This is a genomic window from Pedobacter sp., assembly GCF_039594775.1.
Lineage (GTDB): Bacteria > Bacteroidota > Bacteroidia > Sphingobacteriales > Sphingobacteriaceae > Pedobacter.
The window spans coordinates 56,842-73,672 of sequence record NZ_JBCNMT010000005.1 but is presented as its reverse complement, the minus strand read 5'-3'; the positions used below and the strand labels follow the sequence as shown (position 1 = coordinate 73,672).

Annotated in this window: 16 protein-coding genes; 5 read left to right on the top strand and 11 right to left on the bottom strand. The window is 38.4% G+C overall.

Annotated elements, in window-relative coordinates:
- Nucleotides 1-128: 128 nt before the first annotated feature.
- Both ABDV71_RS13360 and ABDV71_RS13355 read right to left on the bottom strand, forming a co-directional pair.
- Entirely contained in the window at nucleotides 129-2,534 is a 2,406-nt protein-coding gene (locus tag ABDV71_RS13360) for a hypothetical protein (RefSeq protein WP_343533362.1), read from the bottom strand.
- The gene (locus ABDV71_RS13355) at nucleotides 2,500-3,513 is read right to left on the bottom strand and encodes a hypothetical protein (protein WP_343533360.1); all 1,014 of its coding nucleotides are present in this window, start codon (nucleotides 3,511-3,513) and stop codon (nucleotides 2,500-2,502) included. The genes ABDV71_RS13360 and ABDV71_RS13355 overlap by 35 nt, the downstream gene beginning before the upstream one ends.
- A 26-nt stretch (nucleotides 3,514-3,539) precedes the next feature.
- Here ABDV71_RS13355 and dtd point away from each other — a divergent pair, with 26 nt between their 5' ends.
- The gene (dtd, locus tag ABDV71_RS13350; RefSeq protein WP_343533358.1) at nucleotides 3,540-3,992 is read left to right on the top strand and encodes a D-aminoacyl-tRNA deacylase; all 453 of its coding nucleotides are present in this window, start codon (nucleotides 3,540-3,542) and stop codon (nucleotides 3,990-3,992) included.
- A 141-nt stretch (nucleotides 3,993-4,133) separates the two neighbouring features.
- On the opposite strand, the gene ABDV71_RS13345 is transcribed toward dtd, so the two are convergent.
- Together ABDV71_RS13345 and ABDV71_RS13340 are read right to left on the bottom strand one after the other, a co-directional pair.
- Nucleotides 4,134-5,546 (bottom strand): hypothetical protein, encoded by a 1,413-nt coding sequence (locus tag ABDV71_RS13345; RefSeq protein ID WP_343533356.1) that lies wholly within the window; start codon nucleotides 5,544-5,546, stop codon nucleotides 4,134-4,136.
- Between the two features lie 4 nt (nucleotides 5,547-5,550).
- Nucleotides 5,551-8,001 (bottom strand): TonB-dependent receptor plug domain-containing protein, encoded by a 2,451-nt coding sequence (locus ABDV71_RS13340; RefSeq protein ID WP_343533354.1) that lies wholly within the window; start codon nucleotides 7,999-8,001, stop codon nucleotides 5,551-5,553.
- An 88-nt stretch (nucleotides 8,002-8,089) separates the two neighbouring features.
- On the opposite strand from ABDV71_RS13340, the gene ABDV71_RS13335 reads away from it, so the two are divergent.
- Nucleotides 8,090-9,085, top strand: a complete 996-nt coding sequence (locus ABDV71_RS13335; protein WP_343533352.1) for an AraC family transcriptional regulator — start codon at nucleotides 8,090-8,092, stop codon at nucleotides 9,083-9,085.
- A 247-nt stretch (nucleotides 9,086-9,332) separates the two neighbouring features.
- Nucleotides 9,333-9,662, top strand: coding sequence for a nucleotide pyrophosphohydrolase (locus ABDV71_RS13330; protein WP_343533350.1), 330 nt, complete (start codon nucleotides 9,333-9,335; stop codon nucleotides 9,660-9,662).
- 41 nt (nucleotides 9,663-9,703) lie between these two features.
- Here the strand turns inward: ABDV71_RS13330 and ABDV71_RS13325 are convergent, their stop codons facing one another.
- From ABDV71_RS13325 to rsmA, 6 genes are all read right to left on the bottom strand, one after another.
- Nucleotides 9,704-10,108: an HIT family protein gene (locus tag ABDV71_RS13325; RefSeq protein WP_343533348.1), complete on the bottom strand. Its 405-nt coding sequence runs from the start codon at nucleotides 10,106-10,108 to the stop codon at nucleotides 9,704-9,706.
- A gap of 81 nt (nucleotides 10,109-10,189) precedes the next feature.
- Nucleotides 10,190-10,663 (bottom strand): transcription elongation factor GreA, encoded by a 474-nt coding sequence (greA, locus tag ABDV71_RS13320; protein ID WP_343533346.1) that lies wholly within the window; start codon nucleotides 10,661-10,663, stop codon nucleotides 10,190-10,192.
- 278 nt (nucleotides 10,664-10,941) lie between these two features.
- A complete protein-coding gene (locus ABDV71_RS13315; protein ID WP_343533345.1) occupies nucleotides 10,942-11,418 on the bottom strand; it encodes an OsmC family protein in 477 nt (158 codons plus the stop codon).
- An 89-nt stretch (nucleotides 11,419-11,507) separates the two neighbouring features.
- A complete protein-coding gene (locus ABDV71_RS13310) occupies nucleotides 11,508-12,437 on the bottom strand; it encodes an NAD(P)-dependent oxidoreductase (RefSeq protein ID WP_343533343.1) in 930 nt (309 codons plus the stop codon).
- Between the two features lies 1 nt (nucleotide 12,438).
- Nucleotides 12,439-13,593, bottom strand: a complete 1,155-nt coding sequence (locus tag ABDV71_RS13305; RefSeq protein WP_343533341.1) for a S41 family peptidase — start codon at nucleotides 13,591-13,593, stop codon at nucleotides 12,439-12,441.
- Nucleotides 13,594-13,630: 37 nt separating this feature from the next.
- Nucleotides 13,631-14,407 (bottom strand): 16S rRNA (adenine(1518)-N(6)/adenine(1519)-N(6))-dimethyltransferase RsmA, encoded by a 777-nt coding sequence (gene rsmA, locus ABDV71_RS13300; RefSeq protein ID WP_343533339.1) that lies wholly within the window; start codon nucleotides 14,405-14,407, stop codon nucleotides 13,631-13,633.
- A gap of 159 nt (nucleotides 14,408-14,566) precedes the next feature.
- On the opposite strand from rsmA, the gene pdxA reads away from it, so the two are divergent.
- Both pdxA and ABDV71_RS13290 read left to right on the top strand, forming a co-directional pair.
- Nucleotides 14,567-15,646 (top strand): 4-hydroxythreonine-4-phosphate dehydrogenase PdxA, encoded by a 1,080-nt coding sequence (gene pdxA / locus ABDV71_RS13295; protein ID WP_343533337.1) that lies wholly within the window; start codon nucleotides 14,567-14,569, stop codon nucleotides 15,644-15,646.
- 18 nt (nucleotides 15,647-15,664) lie between these two features.
- Complete coding sequence (locus ABDV71_RS13290; RefSeq protein ID WP_343533335.1) at nucleotides 15,665-16,432, top strand: hypothetical protein; 768 nt, start codon at nucleotides 15,665-15,667, stop codon at nucleotides 16,430-16,432.
- Here ABDV71_RS13290 and ABDV71_RS13285 read toward each other — a convergent pair.
- The gene (locus tag ABDV71_RS13285) at nucleotides 16,429-16,617 is read right to left on the bottom strand and encodes a hypothetical protein (protein WP_343533333.1); all 189 of its coding nucleotides are present in this window, start codon (nucleotides 16,615-16,617) and stop codon (nucleotides 16,429-16,431) included. The genes ABDV71_RS13290 and ABDV71_RS13285 overlap by 4 nt on opposite strands.
- Nucleotides 16,618-16,831: the final 214 nt, after the last annotated feature.

Sequence of the window (16,831 nt, the reverse complement as noted above, 5' to 3'; positions counted from 1 at the left end):
CTTTGCGTTCTTCGCGAGACTCTTCTTTTCTTTGCGTTTAATTTAAATAGTTTTAACGCAAAGGTGTTTGAAGTACTCGCAAAGAGCACAAAGCCTCATCCCTCGCAATGACGGGTTTCGCACCAAGTCTACTTGCCCGCTATAAAATCGCTCAAATAACTACACGCATTGGTGGCTTTTTTAAAGTAAGCGGTGTTTGCGTATTGTTGTTTTAATTCTGCGAAGTAAATATTGTTACGGTTTGAATGGTATAGTTGGTTAATTCTATTGCTGTAATCAATATCGTACCATTTGGACGAGCTTAATACACCATTTGCTTTTCGCTTTTGCTCACATTTGGCCAGCATAAAAGTGCATTGCGCCCTAAACTCTGGGTCTTTGCTTAAACTACGTGCCTTGAGGTACCATTTCTTAGCAGTTTGCGCCAGCTTATAATCATTGTCGTATACATAAATTGGTTTTTCGTTCACGGCATAGGAGCTCCATCCGTAACTGATCAATATCCATGAGTTACCAAAATACCCGGTTTGGTACACGCCATTAGCCATTTTAAAATAGTACTGCGCCGCATTTTTCTTGTCGCTAAGCACCAGTTTTTCTAAACGCAACATTTCTTTGGCAAAGGTTTTCTTATTATAGGTTTCGCCTTTGGAAGTAAATTGTTTAGGGTAATCCTTAATGGTAGTCAAAAAAGGATTAGCATACATAGTAACTTCTTGATACCAATTCTCTGGAGTTTTAAACTTATGGGTAGCTTCCAGTTTTTCAAAACACCTTACCGCCCTTTGGTATTGATGGTCACGGAGGTATGCCGTTCCAAAAAGCTCATAGAAATCAGATTGGCTTAACTTTCGTAAATCATCGTTTAATAAAGCATCAAAGCTGCCTTCGCCGGATTTTACCCATCTTTTTTCCAATTGTTCCAAAGTGGCCGAACTTAAATAGTTTTGCCAAAATTCAAGGGTGGTCCAGCTCATACGGCTAGAAAAACCATTGCTTTTAGTAGAATCTGGAATTAAATCGCCTTTTAACATCAGCAATGCTGCTCGAGCGGTATCACCCATTTTCATGTAGGTCGGCGCCAACAACTCTTGATAAAAATTGCGGGTGGTTGAAACGAACCTGTTTCCGACAGAATAGCCATCTGTGGGAACTTGTATTTCTTTACGCTTTTCATCCAACCATTTTAGGGTAGGCACTAATTCATCGACATTAAAAGTCCCTGCCCGCTTAATTTTCTTTGCGTTGATCAATAAATTAATGATCTGGTATTGGTTGTTGTATCGAGGCTTTAGCTGCGAGGGGTTAAGCTGCTTTAATAGTTCGGCAGCTGCGCGGTCATCATTTTTTAGCCAATTGAGGTAGGCAGCGGTCATAATTCCCAATTCTGGTTCTGGATATTTCTTTTCGTTTGCCAATTTTAGGGCAAAAGCTTTAGTGAGTTCCAGTTGCTGCAAATTTACTTTTCTGATGTTGTCCTTTTGTTGTTGGTCATCACCGTAATAGTAGTTTTTTGCCAAGCCAGAGGGTCTGTTCAAATTCTTTTCCAACTTATTCACTTCCCTTACCAATAAAGTTCCGTTCATTAAACTGGTTGGAATACTGGCATAAACTTTTTCCAAGGCATGAAGGTCATATTCGGGATTACCAAAGCTTGTAATTGCCCAAATATGCGCTCTTTCTTCATCATTTTTAGCCAAGGGCAGTACTTGTTCGGTAGTTGTTGAAGTATAGTGAAAGTTCTTGTAGGCTTGTACCTTTCGTTCCGGATTGCTGTTAAAAACTTTGGAAAAAAGGTATGCCGCTTCTGTTGGGTTTCCGCTATAGCGAACAGAACCCGCATAAACTGCCATGGACCAACCTTTGGCCAAATCGGTAGATGGCAGTGTTTCTACATATTGTTTATATACGGTCTTGCAAGCTTCATAATTCTCAGCATAATGGTACATCCTGAGCGCTTGGTAGGCATACCGAAGCTTTAGGAAAGTATCTTTTTTTACCTGTGCCAACAGTAACAGGGCTTCTTGTGCTTTATTGTTCATTTGCACAGTATCTCTTTGTACCGGGTTCCAAGGGTCATAACTCACTGTAGCCAGTGGCTCGCAACTTTTGGCAAAGGCAAAATAGGTTAAGGCTTGTTTATTTTTAGCCAAGGCTTTTACAAATGCATTTTGCTGCAAAGTTTGAGGCAGTTGCTTTAAATTTTTATTAGTAAGGTTTGCCAAAAGAACATTTGTAGCGCTATCGCTTTCGTACATGATCTGTTGGACGTCTTGTTTTTTAACTTTTAGGTAATTGGCCCACTCGGCACTATTCAAATCATACTCATTTACATTTTCCTGATCGTGATATAGGTATTCCCACTCGCTGAAATTGAATTGGTCATAATCTTGCCCCTGCACATCGTTATGAAAATAGGAGATGTAATAATCGTAAGGGTCTATTTCGCCACCACAGGCTATATTTACTACAATTTCACCAAAAAAGACGGTTAAAAAGCTAGCGCAGAATATGAGTGATTTCTTCCAGTTCATATATTTTAAAGTTATTCAGTGTTTGTTCATCTAAATGATAAAACACTAAGTTCAGCGGTTTTCTTGGCAGATATTTATCGAGATAGACGGCACTCTGCCTGATGTCTTCAAATTTACTTGCTTCAAATCTAATTTCATCATTTTTGTAGAGGCCAAATTCGGGCAGATCGGTATTTGCCTGATATAGTCCATTATGCATTTTAGTGAATGCGCCATTAGCAGTCAGATTTGCCAGCTTCAAGCGTTTGGAAATGCCAGCATAATTGCCATTTCTGAATACCACCGCCCACGAGAATAGTGGCAAGGCTACATCTATGGGCATGGGGTAGTATCCCAAATTTTCTCCCGCATATTTCTTAAATTCTTTTACGTCTAAAATTGAATTTTGCGTGCCATATTTCCTCAAATTGCCCATGTTATAACACATCAGCAGTACTTTATCAACCGGTGGGATGCCGCTTTTTTCCTGATTTTTCAGTTGGTGCAATCGCAGGGTAGATGAAATGGTTTTGTTGCCTATATACTTCTTGATTTCTTTAAGCAACAGAAAATAACTGGTTCTGGTGGTGGCTGTCCAATCACAGTCTATTTGTAGTTCTGCATAATTTGATTTGCCGGCTTGCTTTACTTTTCCATCCACAAACTGCACAATATTGGCTGCGAGTTTTTTGATTTGGGCATCGTTGACCTCTTTCAGCACCTCGTTTACGATAAAAACGACGGGTACCAATTGTAATGTTGCGGGCAATTGATCTTTGAACTTGATGGGGGCTACCGGGCTAATTCCTCCGTTTAAGTCCCTATCTACGTCCAAAATCCTCACAAATAGTTTTTTGCTGTTGAAATGTTGTAAATAATTTTGCTCAGCGGCATTGGTTTGATACACGGTTTTCCAAAAGTAAAAACTGGTTTCTACTTCCCGCTTTTGTTCGCAACCTATTAACAGAATTACAAAAAACAATATATACTTGCATTTCATAAGGCAAAATTAACATTAAGTATGGTATGAGAGCAGTAATACAAAGGGTAACTGAAGCAAGTTGTAAGGTAGATGAACAGATAACAGGCGAAATTAGCAATGGTTTTTTGGTTTTATTGGGGATTGAGGATGCCGATACACAGGAAGATTTGGAATGGCTGGCTCAAAAAATCGCAAATATGCGGGTTTTTGGGGATGAAAATGGATTGATGAACAAATCGCTAGGAGATATTGATGGGAATATTTTGTTGATCAGTCAATTTACCTTGTTTGCTTCTACCAAAAAAGGCAATCGCCCTGGCTTTACTCGTGCCGCCCGACCTGACAAGGCTATTCCGCTTTATGAGGAAATGAAGAAACAGTTGGGCTTATTGATTGGCAAAGAAGTGCAATGTGGCATTTTTGGCGCCGACATGAAAATCAGTTTACTGAACGATGGTCCGGTAACCATCATGATAGATACCAAGAATAAGGAATAGGAATTTGGTGGGTTAGGATACTTCGAGGTGCAAATTTTCTCCTATAGCTAATGTAATTTTAGCTTCACATATGATGATTGACATAGAACAAAAATGCCCCGATTTAATTCCGGGGCATTTTCTGTTAAGAGCGAAAATATATTAATAAGCTCCCAAGTAGAAACTACCTGATTGATTTTTCAGTTTAGCACCTTTGGTGATCTGCTTAGTTTTGTAGTTAATCACATACAAATTACCATCAGTACCATTAGGGGTCATAGGAACGTATATGTTATCGCCAAAGATGGCTACGTTTTGGAATTGACCAAACGCACCCGTGATAGCAGTTACACCAGTGTTTGTATTTGCTGACCTACCTGAAAAACCAATATCAGTTTCATTATCGGTAGTCAATTTAGTGGCTGTTTTAGCATTTAAATCTACCAGTGCCAAATAACCTCCAGTAGTTCCACTAACGGTATAAAGTACAATACCAATGCCATCTTTAATATATCTCCAAGAACTGATAGAAACATTGCTAGAGGAATTTAGCGCTGCTTTCAAATCAAAATTGTAGCTATTATCATATTCGTTAGTTGTGCTGCTAATACGTAAAATCTGAGAACCAGAAGTAGCCGTAGCTTGGTAAACATATCCATCAGTGCCCACATATTGTGTCATGGTACGGTAGCTATGGTTATTTGTTTTACTAATCGTAGGATCTACATAAATCAATTTAGGATTAGTCAGAGACGGATAGTCAACCACCAAAGTGGCTGTTCCCAATTCCCTTGTTCCATTACTCCAAATTTGAGTTCCATTAGTATTTACTGTAGATTTTTTGGTCACATCTGTTCTTGTCAAGTTACAGCCGATGAAAATTTTGGTTTTTGCTTTATTTAATACAGGGACGTCAATACGGCCAATTTGATAACCAGCTTTTGTTTGTTCGGCAGTAAATGGAATGGTAAATTCTGTTTGACGAGTGATTTTAGGGTCATCTAAGCTAAGTATGGCAATTTTGGCGGTGCTTTTCACATCAATAAAATCAGCTCCAGCACCTGCAGCAGATGCCTGAACGGTAGCAGAAGCATATACGCCAATACCTATTCCTTCTGCAGCCACTACCCAACGTGGTGCCTCACCTAAAATTGGCTCCGTATCTACCTCTTCACGGGTATCTACAAAGTTTTTACCGCCTTCAACCTTGTATTTGTTAAAAATACCGCCATCTGTTCCCGTATATTGAATATTGTACAAGAAATTTCCATTAACCGATCCTTGCACACGGGCAGTACGTTGAGACCTCAAGCCATAACCACCTGTGAAGACATTAACTTCAAAATTAGGATTAATTGCTTGCTCAGGTGTAATTGCAAAAGCCATCGTTCCGCCGTTTCCTGCTGTGCCTGTTGCATCTGGAAATGCTGCCGTTAAGGTAATAAACTTTCTAGCCCAAACATCGGGACCTGAAACTGAAGTAGCTTCGGAGCTTCCACCCTTTTTACATCCGGTTAAGGCCCCAATAGCCAATGCGGACCCTAACAATGCAGTTTTATAAAAACTATTTTTCATATTGTTATTTATTAAAATTATTTATCGTGTAGTTTAATTTGAAATAGAAAGCTCTTCCAGGTTTTTGAACACCAAAATTGTCATACAGCTCGGCATTCAATATATTTTTACAGTCGAAACTGGCCACTAATTTCCCGCTGGGAAAACGATAGCTCGCCCCTAAGTCATGCGCAAATTGGGTAGGTGTGGTAAACCATTCCGATTCCATCCATATTGTTCTGAATGGCGCCACATAACCGGCATTATAATAAACATTGAGATTGGAACGCTTCTGAAAAACATCGTTCAAACGATACTGTAGGTTTCCATTAACCGTAAAGAAGGGCTCATTTGGCACTTGTTTGTTATACAAACTGTGTGGGTTTCCTCTTTCATCCTTTTCCACTTTAAATAGGGAATTGAATTTGGAGAAATTAACCATCGCATTGAGTTTATTATCGAAAATATAATTGACTTCCGCTTCAAAGCCCACTGATTGGGTTTTTGACAAATTGACAAATTGAGTCACTTGTATATCTTCAACCTGATTTTCACGTCCCTCTATCACCTCGTCTATACGGGTTTGCAGCATGATTTTGTCGTAACCATTGCGCCAGAACATATTTCCATATAGCATAATTTTATGCTTATTGGATTTAACAATGTTATAGCGGGCACCTAGGTTGTAATTGATCGCCATTTCTGGCAGAATATTCGGGTTTGCCAATAAATTGTTTTCTGGTTCTCCATAGATATGGCGATCAGTAGGCATAATGAAAGACTTTTCGGCAGAAACAATCAAATAGCCATTATTGATCGGCTGATAAGATAGTGTACCGCCAAACCCTTTGTTATCTCTTGTCGTTCTAGAATTTTCATAAACCAAACCACCCGAATTATCTGCTTTTGGCGATTTTTGATCGGTTTGATAAATAGCGTATTTTCCAAAAATATTGGTCCTTAACTTCCCATTAAGAAGCTCCGACTCGTAGTTCATTGCCCAAATATTAGTGGTAAGTACATTTTGGGTAATCCATTTGCTCCTTTCCGGATCCAATAGATCTTGGTCATTTCTATTAGATTTTTCAAACTTGTGGTTTAGGGAAACACGGTGTCCAGAGAAAATATCATAAGCCAAATTTGAACGTATATTGGATATTCTACGTTCTATATTACTCATTACGGCATCTCCTTGTTGTCCCTTGCCCGGACTATAACCATAAGTCTCAGGGGGGCCTTCCGCATTTTTAACCAGCAATGTACCATCCCAATTATATCTTAAGCTTACGGTATCTTGTAAATAGGTACTCCTTCTGCTGTGTACCGCATTCACATTGAGCGAAAGGCCATCAAAGAACAAATCCTTTTTATTATAATTCAGGCTAAATACATGGGCCTGATATTCATTAAAGCGTCCGAAATAGGGCTTCGTCATGGTAACTCCGTGAGGAATTTCTTTATAGGAATCTGAGATATTATAACCTAGAAACACCTGATCAGCCCATTTTACATTGGTAAAACCAACTTCAAAACGTCCACCAATGGTCTCAAACTCATCGTTAGATCGTTTCACGCGATAGTTTCTAATAATTCGACCACCAGGCAAAGTATATTTCGAGAACTTTCCCCACATCTCATAATTATTATCGGAATGGCTATAAAATCCAGAAGCACGGGTAGTAAAACCATTTTTGGGATTACGATATAAAGCACCAACATCAGCCCGATAGGTATTGAACGACCCGTAGGAAACTGCAGCGGTAATGTTATTTGCCGAAGCATCTTTTTTCATAATAACATTGATGGCCCCACCTATATAATTTCCACTCAAATGAGAAGGCAGTACACCTTTGTAAACTTCTATACGTTCAATCATAGCAGGAGGAATATTATTCAAGTTGAAAGATGAACCGTACGTAGAAATCTCGATACCATCCAAAAACAAGCCTATGGTACTTCCCGACATTCCATTTAAATTGTATTCGATAGGAGAACCTTCCCCTCCATTTTGCCTCACTCGAACACCAACACTGCGATTCAATAGCTCATTGGTGGTTAAATTTCTCAATGAAGCCTCTTTGGTTTCAATAATTGCCACCGCAAATCCGCTGGTTTCCATTTTTTTCTTTTCGGTTTTACCGGTAATGCTAACCTCATTAAGCGTTTTATGATCCTTTGCTTTTGTTGAGACATTAAACACATGTTCATTTTTATCGATGGTAATGGACTGCTTTTTAAGGTGTATTTCCATCGATCCAATTTCCAACACATGGCTACCATAAGCAATGTTCTTTAACTCGTAGTACCCCTTTTCATCAGATAAGGTTTGTTTGTTTAAAGCTTTGATCATTACCACCGCTCCCACCACAGGCTCTTTATTTTCCATGGTAATTTTCCCTGTAATATTCCCAGTTTGAGCTTTTGCAACAGTATTGAGGGCGAAAACCCATATGATGGCGAATAAAAAATGCTTCATCTTTCCCTATTAATTTCATTTTTTTATTTAGAAGAAGTCTAAATAAATGTAAATTGCGGCAAATATAGGTTTAACCCTATCCTAGGAAATGACTTCATACGAAAATTTAGCAACGCAAAAGGAAAAAGAAATAACACTCAATTTGGGCTTATGTACCGAAGCTCATGATACAGAAACTCTCTCATTATTAAAGAAATTACGGTTTAGCAAATTTCTATTCAGAAAGTTCACGGCAGAAGAAATTGGAGACAATCCTATTTCCATCGTGACTAATCAGAATATTTTATTGATCCAATATTGTCTACAAGGAAGCTGCAGCTTAAAAAATTCGTCTAGCAAAAAAGCAGAGTTTTTTAAACAGGCAGAATATAACATTATCTTACTGCCAAAAGACGAAACCACTGTCATTACCAATGATGGCGACTATGATCTAATGCATATCTACCTTAGCGAAGCATTTTTCTATCAATACATGCCGCAAGATTACAGCACCCCACTGTATAACCTGAAGGATATTGGAAAACTGTTCCATAAAAATCTCTATCTCAGCCCCAAGCTAAAGTACATTTTAAATGAAATTAACCTTTGTGATTTCGGAGATCATTTAAAAAACCTGTATACCAAAGCGAAAATCATAGAATTGCTTAGTCTTCAATTGGCACAACATGAAGAAGAAAAGCTTATTCCTGCTACCTTAAAACCATTGGAGGTTGAAAAGATGATTTTAGTAAAAGAACTTATTGAAAACAATATTACCGAGTCGCACACCATTTCATCTTTGGCCAGGGCCGTAGGTACTAATGAGCAATATTTAAAAAAACATTTCAAGTTGCTATTTGGAAGCACCGTTTTTGGACATATGATTTCATGCAAAATGGAAAAAGCTAAAGAAATGCTTTTAACGGGCCAATATCGTATTACCGAAATCGCCGAAAAGGTTGGCTACAAACATGCTACCCATTTTACCAATGCTTTTAAAAAATTCTTTGGCTGTTTACCGCAATCCTTCAAGACCAAGCTATTTTTTGGATATTTTTCATTTGGTTTTGAATTAGAAGCCTTGGAGATATTGATGATGGTTTGATTTTTAGGGGTTAGGGGTTAGTGGTTAGTCATTTGCGTCGTTACTTCCTATGCCGTCATTTCAACCTTAAACTTTGTCATTCCGAGAGAAGTGCAACGACAAGGAATCTCTTCGGTGCTGATTCATTGATTAAGCGTTTAACTGGTTAATTGTTATCCCGCAGATTGGAAATTGATTATTGATTATTATTAATTAATCATTGATACTTAACCGTTGGTCATTAATTCCCAATCCTTATCTTTACCTCATGACTATTATCGAAGCGCAGCAAATTATTGATCGTTGGATCAACACTACTGGTATCCGTTATTTTAACGAGCTAACCAATACGGCTATTTTAATGGAAGAAGTAGGTGAGGTTGCACGGATCATGGCCCGCAAATACGGAGAACAATCATTCAAAAAAAGTGATGAGCAAGTAGATTTGGCCGATGAAATGGCCGACGTGCTTTTTGTTTTGATGTGCTTGGCCAATCAAACGGGAATTAACCTTGAAGAAGCCCTAGCAAAAAATCTGGAGAAAAAAACCATACGCGATGCCGACCGTCATCAAAACAATGAAAAGTTGAACCCCTAAATCCCCTAGAGGGAACTGATATTAGCCACTCAAAAGCGCCTTTACGGGTTTGGCATTAACTCGGCTTTAATCTTCGCTGCTACTTCTGCCAATTGCTCTTTGCTAAGCTTCAATTTGGGATTGGCAAAGTTCATGTCATTCATTTGGTTAATAGGAATAAGATGTACATGGGCATGCGGTACTTCTAAACCAATAACGGCAACACCAACCCTATCGCAGGGATAAGCTTTTTTAATTCCTCCAGCTACTCGCTTTGCAAACAGCATCAGACCTTGGTACAGCTCATCATCTATATCAAAAATGTAATCCACTTCCTTTTTTGGAATTACCAGGGTATGCCCCAGCACCAAAGGACTGATGTCCAAAAAGGCTAAAAAGTCTTCGGTTTCGGCTACCTTATGTGCTGGAATGTCTCCTGCTACTATTTTAGAAAAGATGCTTGCCATAAAAGTATTAAGTTTTAAGTAATACGTTGTACGTAGGCACGGCCAAAACGTAAAACGTATTACTTATTACGTATAACGTAATTATCTAGAGATTTCCAGAATTTCGAATTCAATTTTACCCGCCGGCACTTCAATTTCAGTTTTATCGCCAACAGATTTGCCTAACAAGCCTTGTGCAATCGGTGACTTTACAGAAATCTTTCCCGACTTCAAATCGGCTTCGCTCTCTGCTACTAGTTGATAAGTCATAGTAGCACCGTTTTTGATATTTTTTATTTTAACGATAGAAAGCGCCAATACTTTTGACAAGTCTAATTTCGATTCGTCCAGTAGCCTAGAATTAGCCAAAACCGTTTCCAATTTCGCAATTTTAGCTTCATGCAAACCTTGTGCTTCCTTCGCCGCATCGTACTCTGCATTTTCCGATAAATCCCCTTTATCGCGGGCTTCCGCAATAGCTTTTGCCATTGCCGCTCTACCTTCAGTTTTTAACTGATGTAATTCTTCTTTAAGTTTATCTAACCCTTCTTTAGTGTAATAGGTAATTTCTGCCATAACGCTATTTCTTTCTTTAATCCTCTTAAAAAACAAACAAGACTACATGGGTGATTAACCTACATAGTCTTGCTTTGTGTTAAAAACGAAGATATAAGCCTTAAACTATAAAAGCAAATAAATTGATGGAATTTTTAACGACTATAATGTCCTTTGAATAGCTATTGTTTAATCAATTTATATCCCTTATCAGCTGTTTTCAGCGCATAAACATCTGTAGACCAATTGAAAAAGTATTATCTTGGTTGTACCTGCTGCTAGCCCATTCCATTTGTGGTTTATTTACCTATGGCAGTACAGCTTGCTTGATGTTTTACAGGAAAGTTAAGTGAACTGGCAATAAAGCACATTCTATTGGCCTCGGCATGTAATGAGTTGGCCCAAGAAATATCCTCTGGTTTTGAAATTACGACTTGTGGCTGCAATAATATCTCGGTAAACTTGCCGCTACCATCCGCATTTTCGACCATGGTACCCGTGGCATTATCGGTATATTCAATCACTACAATGCCGTTTTTAGAGCATAAATGCAAATACCAAAGCATGTGACAAGATGATACAGAAGAGAGCAACAAGTCTTCCGGATTGTATTTTGATTTATCACCCAAAAAAACCGAATCGGAAGAACCCTGAATCGGCATTTTACCTTCTATCTCAACGGTAAAATCACGATCGTACGAACGGTAATCCATTGTACCGGAACCTTTGTTACCTACCCAAATTAAGTTGGTTTTGTATATATGATGCTTAGCCATAATTAGATACGAATAGAGAGATATAAGTTTTGATTTTTTTTCTCTACCTATACTTTCCTAAATTGTTTTGTTTGTGCCAATTTAACAAATTATCTATTCATATTCTCTAATTTCTGGGCTAAAACTTCAGAAATTTTACGATAGGAATCGAATGTCCAACCACCTACATGAGGCGTTAAGATCACTTTCTCATTGGTTTTCAAGGAGTCATACCAAGATTGCTCTAACAAAACTGGAAACTTCTCTTTTTCCAATACGTCTAGGCCCGCGCCAATAATTTTTCCGCTAGCAATATTATTCAGCACCGATTGGGTATTTACAATTTCTCCCCTAGCGGTATTGATAAAGAAAATAGGCTTTTTGAAGTGAAAAAAGTATTCGTCATTAACCATCTGACGAGTTTCTTTGGTTAATGGAATATGAAGGCTCAGCACATCGCTATGCTTCACAATTTCTTCCATACTAGCTTCTTTGGCGTAAGCATCACTAAAGTTAGTTTTGTATTTATCGTAAGCCAGCACATTCACTCCAAAGCCTGATAGTTTACGGGCAAAGCTTTGCCCCATAAAGCCATAACCAATGATACCAACTGTTTTATCTTTTAGTTCATAACCTCTATTCCCCTCACGGTCCCAAACACCATTTCTAATCTGCAAATCAGCTTGTCGGAAATTGTTCATTAACGACAATAACAGGCCAACGGTGTGTTCTCCCACGGCATCCATATTTCCTTCATTGGCTGCTAAAAGGGCAATGTTGCGCTGCTTGGCAATGTCGATATCAATATTGTCAAGTCCAGCCCCTGCCCTGGCTACAAATTCAAGTTTTGGTGCAGCATCGAAAATCTCTTGGTCTATTCTAAATTTGGTCCTTACCGCAATTCCTTCATAACCAGCAATGGCTGCAAGTGTTTCTTCTCGGGTAATTAACGGCCTATCGTCAACAACATATCCCAATGCTGCAGCTCGCTCTTTAAAAACAGGATGTAAATCGTCGACAATTAATATTTTTTTGCTCATGCTAAGGCATTTTTTTAATGTATTCGAGCGTTTGTTCAATCCAATCGCCCTTATAAGGATCCAACAGCACATCTGGATCAACGCCCTTGCTTTCATAGGCCAGTTCCTTATCAATACCGTTCATATCGGTAGGATAAAAGGTAAAGCGCCCACTGGGAAGTAACACCGTTTTTCCATAGTTGCTGCCAAATGTAATCATCCCTTTAGATTGTTCGCCAAGCGTTACGACATTTTTTTGACCTTTTAACTCAATAATGACCTGCTCGGCATTACTCACCGTTTGAGCATTTTGCAGCATAAAAATTTTGCCTTTATATTTTTTAAAGAGATCAATAAATTTTTGGGAAGTTTTATAGCCACCACCTGTATTGTTCCTTAAGTCTACAATCAAATATTTGGAAGCCAAACGACCGTCGATGGTCTTGAAAAACTCTTCCGATTTTTTGATATTGGCATTATTAGTCCCAAAACTACTCAATCTCAAGTAGCCCATCTCTTGACCAAGAGGCTTATATTCAAAATTTTCAGTTGATTTAGCAAGTGCGGAAAAGCTCTTCTCCTTACTTTTCACAAACGGCGTTCCTATAAGTGTCCCGTTAATAAGCCTTATATTCTTGATCAATTGATAGGGAACATTTCTGCCACCATATTGTATACAGTCGTAGCCACCATAGGGAGTCTTGATGATTTCGCTCATTAAAACACCATTTTTCAGCAGTACCATTTTATAATGCTGTTGATCGGTAGTATAAAGTCCAAAATCATACTCTCCCATATAATAGATACCCTCCAACTCATTTTTGTCTTTCTGAACCAGTTGTTTTCTTAACGAATCGGTATTAATGGGCAAGGAAACATAAGCTACCTTTAAGACTGAATCGGGTGTGCGATAAAACCCTAAGTGATTATCGTTAATGGGATAAATTAAGCGGCTTAACTGCTTAAAAGTCGTTTTCTCGTCAGCATCTTTTATCTTTCCTTTAACATCTTCATAAATCTGCTGATAATTGGCGTCGCCTTTTAACAGCTTTTTGTATGAAGGCATTTTTTGAATGGCCTGATACAAGGCATTCAAATCTGTCTGGTTTTGATCTTGCTGGGCAAAAGCCGCAAGTCCTAGCAATGAAATTAAGAGTGTGCAAATTGAAGGTTTCATTACCATTAAAGATGTAAGGTTTTAAATTATCGTTGCATCACCTGGTAGATAAAAAATTGGTCAGCTCAATAAAATCGGCTACGGTAAGCTGTTCTGCTCGTTTTTCATAAAAAGGATGTTCGCCCAGCTTATCTCTTGGCACTACCGCAGAAAGCGCATTTCTCAGCGTTTTTCTACGTTGGTTAAACCCAGCTTTCACTGCTCTCCAAAATAATTTTTCATCGCAGCCCAACTGTTCCACACTATTTCTCGACAAGCGAATTACACCCGAATTAACTTTTGGAGGAGGATTAAAAGTCCCTGGTTTTACCGTAAAAAGGTAATCAATATCATAATATGCCTGAGTGAGCACACTTAATATGCCATATTCTTTGGTACTAGGTTTAGCAGCAACACGCTCGGCAACTTCCTTTTGGAACATGCCCACCATTTCCACTATGTTTTGGCGGTTCTCTAAAATCCTGAATAAGATTTGGGAAGAGATGTTATAAGGGAAATTTCCGATCACAGCAAATTTGCCTGGAAAAATGGATTCGAAGCTGAGTTTTAAAAAGTCTCCGTTAATAAGCCTATCGCCCAACTGCGGATATTTTTCGCGAAGGAAATTGAAAGATTCCACATCGATATCAATCAAAAAGGTCTGCAAATCTTCTCTCTGCAATAAAATATCGGAAAGAATACCCATTCCCGGCCCAACCTCTAATACCTGATGATATTTATCAGTATGGATCAATCCATCCACAATTTTTTGTGCAATGTTTTTATCCGTTAAAAAATGTTGCCCTAAATGCTTTTTCGCTTTAACTAAACTCATGCGTCAAAGGTAAGGATTTATGATGTACGATTGTAGATTTACAAATTACGACTATCTGTACATAAGCAAGTAAAATTCTTAATTAAACCGCTTTGTACGCTCTGTGCCTTTGTGGTTAAACTTAATAATCCTTATTTTGCGCTAAATTTAAACATGAGCATGAGCAACAAAGTTAAGATAGGTATTAGTATAGGCGATATTAACGGTATTGGTTTAGAGGTAATTTTAAAAACACTTGCCGAAAGCAAGATTTTAGACTACTGTACGCCAATTGTTTATGGCCATACCAAAGTTGCCTCTTTTCACCGCAAGACTTTACGTTTAAGCGAATTCATGTTTAATGTGACCCCCAATGCCGAGGCCGCCGCTTCCCATAAACCCAACATGATCAACTGTTGGGACGAAGACATAAAAATTGATTTGGGTACTGCCAATGAAACGGGAGGCAAATACGCCTTTATTTCATTGCAAAAAGCTACCGACGACTTAGTTCGTGGCGCTATTGATGCCCTGGTAACTGCACCTATTAATAAAAACAACATTCAATCTGCTGATTTTAAATTCCCTGGACATACCGAATATCTTCAGGAGCGCAGCGGAAGCAATGATGTATTGATGTTTTTGGTGAGCGATCTTTTACGCGTTGGCGTAGTAACAGGACATATTCCTGTGACCGATGTAGCGAAAAGCATTACCAAAGAGAAAATTGTTAAGAAACTTCAATTGATCAACGAAAGCTTGAAAAAGGATTTTTGGATCGAAAAACCTAAAATTGCAGTTTTGGGACTTAATCCACATGCCAGCGACAATGGTTTACTAGGCAATGAAGAAGCCGAAATTATTGCACCTGCTATTCAAGAAGCTTTTGATAAGGGAATCATCAGCTTTGGTCCATATCCTGCCGATGGCTTTTTTGGCAATGGCACCTACAAACAATTTGATGCGGTGTTAGCCATGTACCATGACCAAGGCTTAATCCCTTTTAAAACCATTGCTTTTGAAACGGGCGTAAATTATACTGCTGGATTGAAATTTGTACGCACTTCGCCAGACCATGGTACTGGTTATGATATTGCAGGTAAAAACCAAGCAGACCCTACCTCATTTATGGAAGCTTTATTTGCGGCCATTCACATTGTAAAAAACCGTAGGGAACAGGAAGCCATGCTACGTAACCAATTAAAAACTGGTGGTAAAATCATTGAAACGGCTACCGACGTAAAAGACGATGCGAATTAACATTTAAATACCCATGGAATGACAAGAAAACTCTTATTGATTTATACTTGCCTTATTCTATCTGGAGTTATATGTTACGCTCAACAAAAAAAGACAAGCCCTATTAAGGGCGAAATTATTTTTTCATCGTTTTCCGTAATACCCGACAGTTCTTTTTTTGTCAAATCTTTAAAAGAAAGCCAAAAACGATTGGTTAGTCATCTCGTTAAAAAACTTGACTACAACGATAGTAATATAGATACTGCTGAAATACTATCCCTAATGGGGAATCATATATTTCCCAGTATCTCTACCCACGAAAAAGACTATCATTATTTATATAAAGACAGTTCTATTAAAAGTCATCAAACAGATGACAGTCAAAAATCCCGAAAATTTTCAATTATCGACACGCAAAAATCCATCATTACATATATAGACGTTTTCGAGGACGATACTGTCGCTATGGATCCGATTCGTTTTCCATATACCAACATCAAAGAAGAAAACCTACAGGAATTCAGGAATGAGAAGAGGATAATAAACGGCTATGAATGCTTCAAAGTAATTTACACCTATAAAATCGCCTTTTCTGAAGATGAAGATCATCTTGAAGTGATAAGCAATAATGAACAAAGCACCGCAACTTATTGGGTTACCGAAAAGATTCAATCTTTATTTCATCCCGTTTGTGCCGAAAAGAGCATCCTAAAAAAATATTATCCTTTAGAAATTGCCTACAATAGTCCCTTTCATAAAGGGCTAACCCTTACCTACAAGCTAAAATCCATAAACCTCTCAAATTAATTTCTATTCAAGAAATCTCTGCCCTGCGGAGTGATAGATGCGGCCCATTGAACGCTATCTCTATCTATCTTTACATAGCCCAAAGCCTCCAGTTCTTCATAATCAGCTTCCCTACCCCCTAATATAGAGGAGCTTACCTGTTGCTCGATAACCTCTAGCAATTCTATTAATTCTACTCTTTCCATCGTATTGTTTTGTTTACGTAATAAACAATCGACAATGGATTAAAGTTTACTTTTCCTTTGTAAAATAAACCTTATTGAAGCGAGCACGAGGGGCGAACCGATCTTTAAGGAAGGACAATGTGAAGTGGAAAGAAGGACTTGCAAAGCCATAATTCACCCCCATTGTTTTCCAAATAATTAGCACTTGCAATTCCTCCAATATTTTCTGCCACTC

What these genes read in the sequence shown, in the direction of transcription:
- ABDV71_RS13360 (WP_343533362.1), bottom strand. Translation starts at nt 2,534, where the DNA reads ATGAACTGGAAGAAATCACTCATATTCTGCGCTAGCTTTTTAACCGTC.
- ABDV71_RS13355 (WP_343533360.1), bottom strand. Translation starts at nt 3,513, where the DNA reads ATGAAATGCAAGTATATATTGTTTTTTGTAATTCTGTTAATAGGTTGC.
- dtd (WP_343533358.1), top strand. Translation starts at nt 3,540, where the DNA reads ATGAGAGCAGTAATACAAAGGGTAACTGAAGCAAGTTGTAAGGTAGAT.
- ABDV71_RS13345 (WP_343533356.1), bottom strand. Translation starts at nt 5,546, where the DNA reads ATGAAAAATAGTTTTTATAAAACTGCATTGTTAGGGTCCGCATTGGCT.
- ABDV71_RS13340 (WP_343533354.1), bottom strand. Translation starts at nt 8,001, where the DNA reads ATGAAGCATTTTTTATTCGCCATCATATGGGTTTTCGCCCTCAATACT.
- ABDV71_RS13335 (WP_343533352.1), top strand. Translation starts at nt 8,090, where the DNA reads ATGACTTCATACGAAAATTTAGCAACGCAAAAGGAAAAAGAAATAACA.
- ABDV71_RS13330 (WP_343533350.1), top strand. Translation starts at nt 9,333, where the DNA reads ATGACTATTATCGAAGCGCAGCAAATTATTGATCGTTGGATCAACACT.
- ABDV71_RS13325 (WP_343533348.1), bottom strand. Translation starts at nt 10,108, where the DNA reads ATGGCAAGCATCTTTTCTAAAATAGTAGCAGGAGACATTCCAGCACAT.
- greA (WP_343533346.1), bottom strand. Translation starts at nt 10,663, where the DNA reads ATGGCAGAAATTACCTATTACACTAAAGAAGGGTTAGATAAACTTAAA.
- ABDV71_RS13315 (WP_343533345.1), bottom strand. Translation starts at nt 11,418, where the DNA reads ATGGCTAAGCATCATATATACAAAACCAACTTAATTTGGGTAGGTAAC.
- ABDV71_RS13310 (WP_343533343.1), bottom strand. Translation starts at nt 12,437, where the DNA reads ATGAGCAAAAAAATATTAATTGTCGACGATTTACATCCTGTTTTTAAA.
- ABDV71_RS13305 (WP_343533341.1), bottom strand. Translation starts at nt 13,593, where the DNA reads ATGAAACCTTCAATTTGCACACTCTTAATTTCATTGCTAGGACTTGCG.
- rsmA (WP_343533339.1), bottom strand. Translation starts at nt 14,407, where the DNA reads ATGAGTTTAGTTAAAGCGAAAAAGCATTTAGGGCAACATTTTTTAACG.
- pdxA (WP_343533337.1), top strand. Translation starts at nt 14,567, where the DNA reads ATGAGCAACAAAGTTAAGATAGGTATTAGTATAGGCGATATTAACGGT.
- ABDV71_RS13290 (WP_343533335.1), top strand. Translation starts at nt 15,665, where the DNA reads ATGACAAGAAAACTCTTATTGATTTATACTTGCCTTATTCTATCTGGA.
- ABDV71_RS13285 (WP_343533333.1), bottom strand. Translation starts at nt 16,617, where the DNA reads ATGGAAAGAGTAGAATTAATAGAATTGCTAGAGGTTATCGAGCAACAG.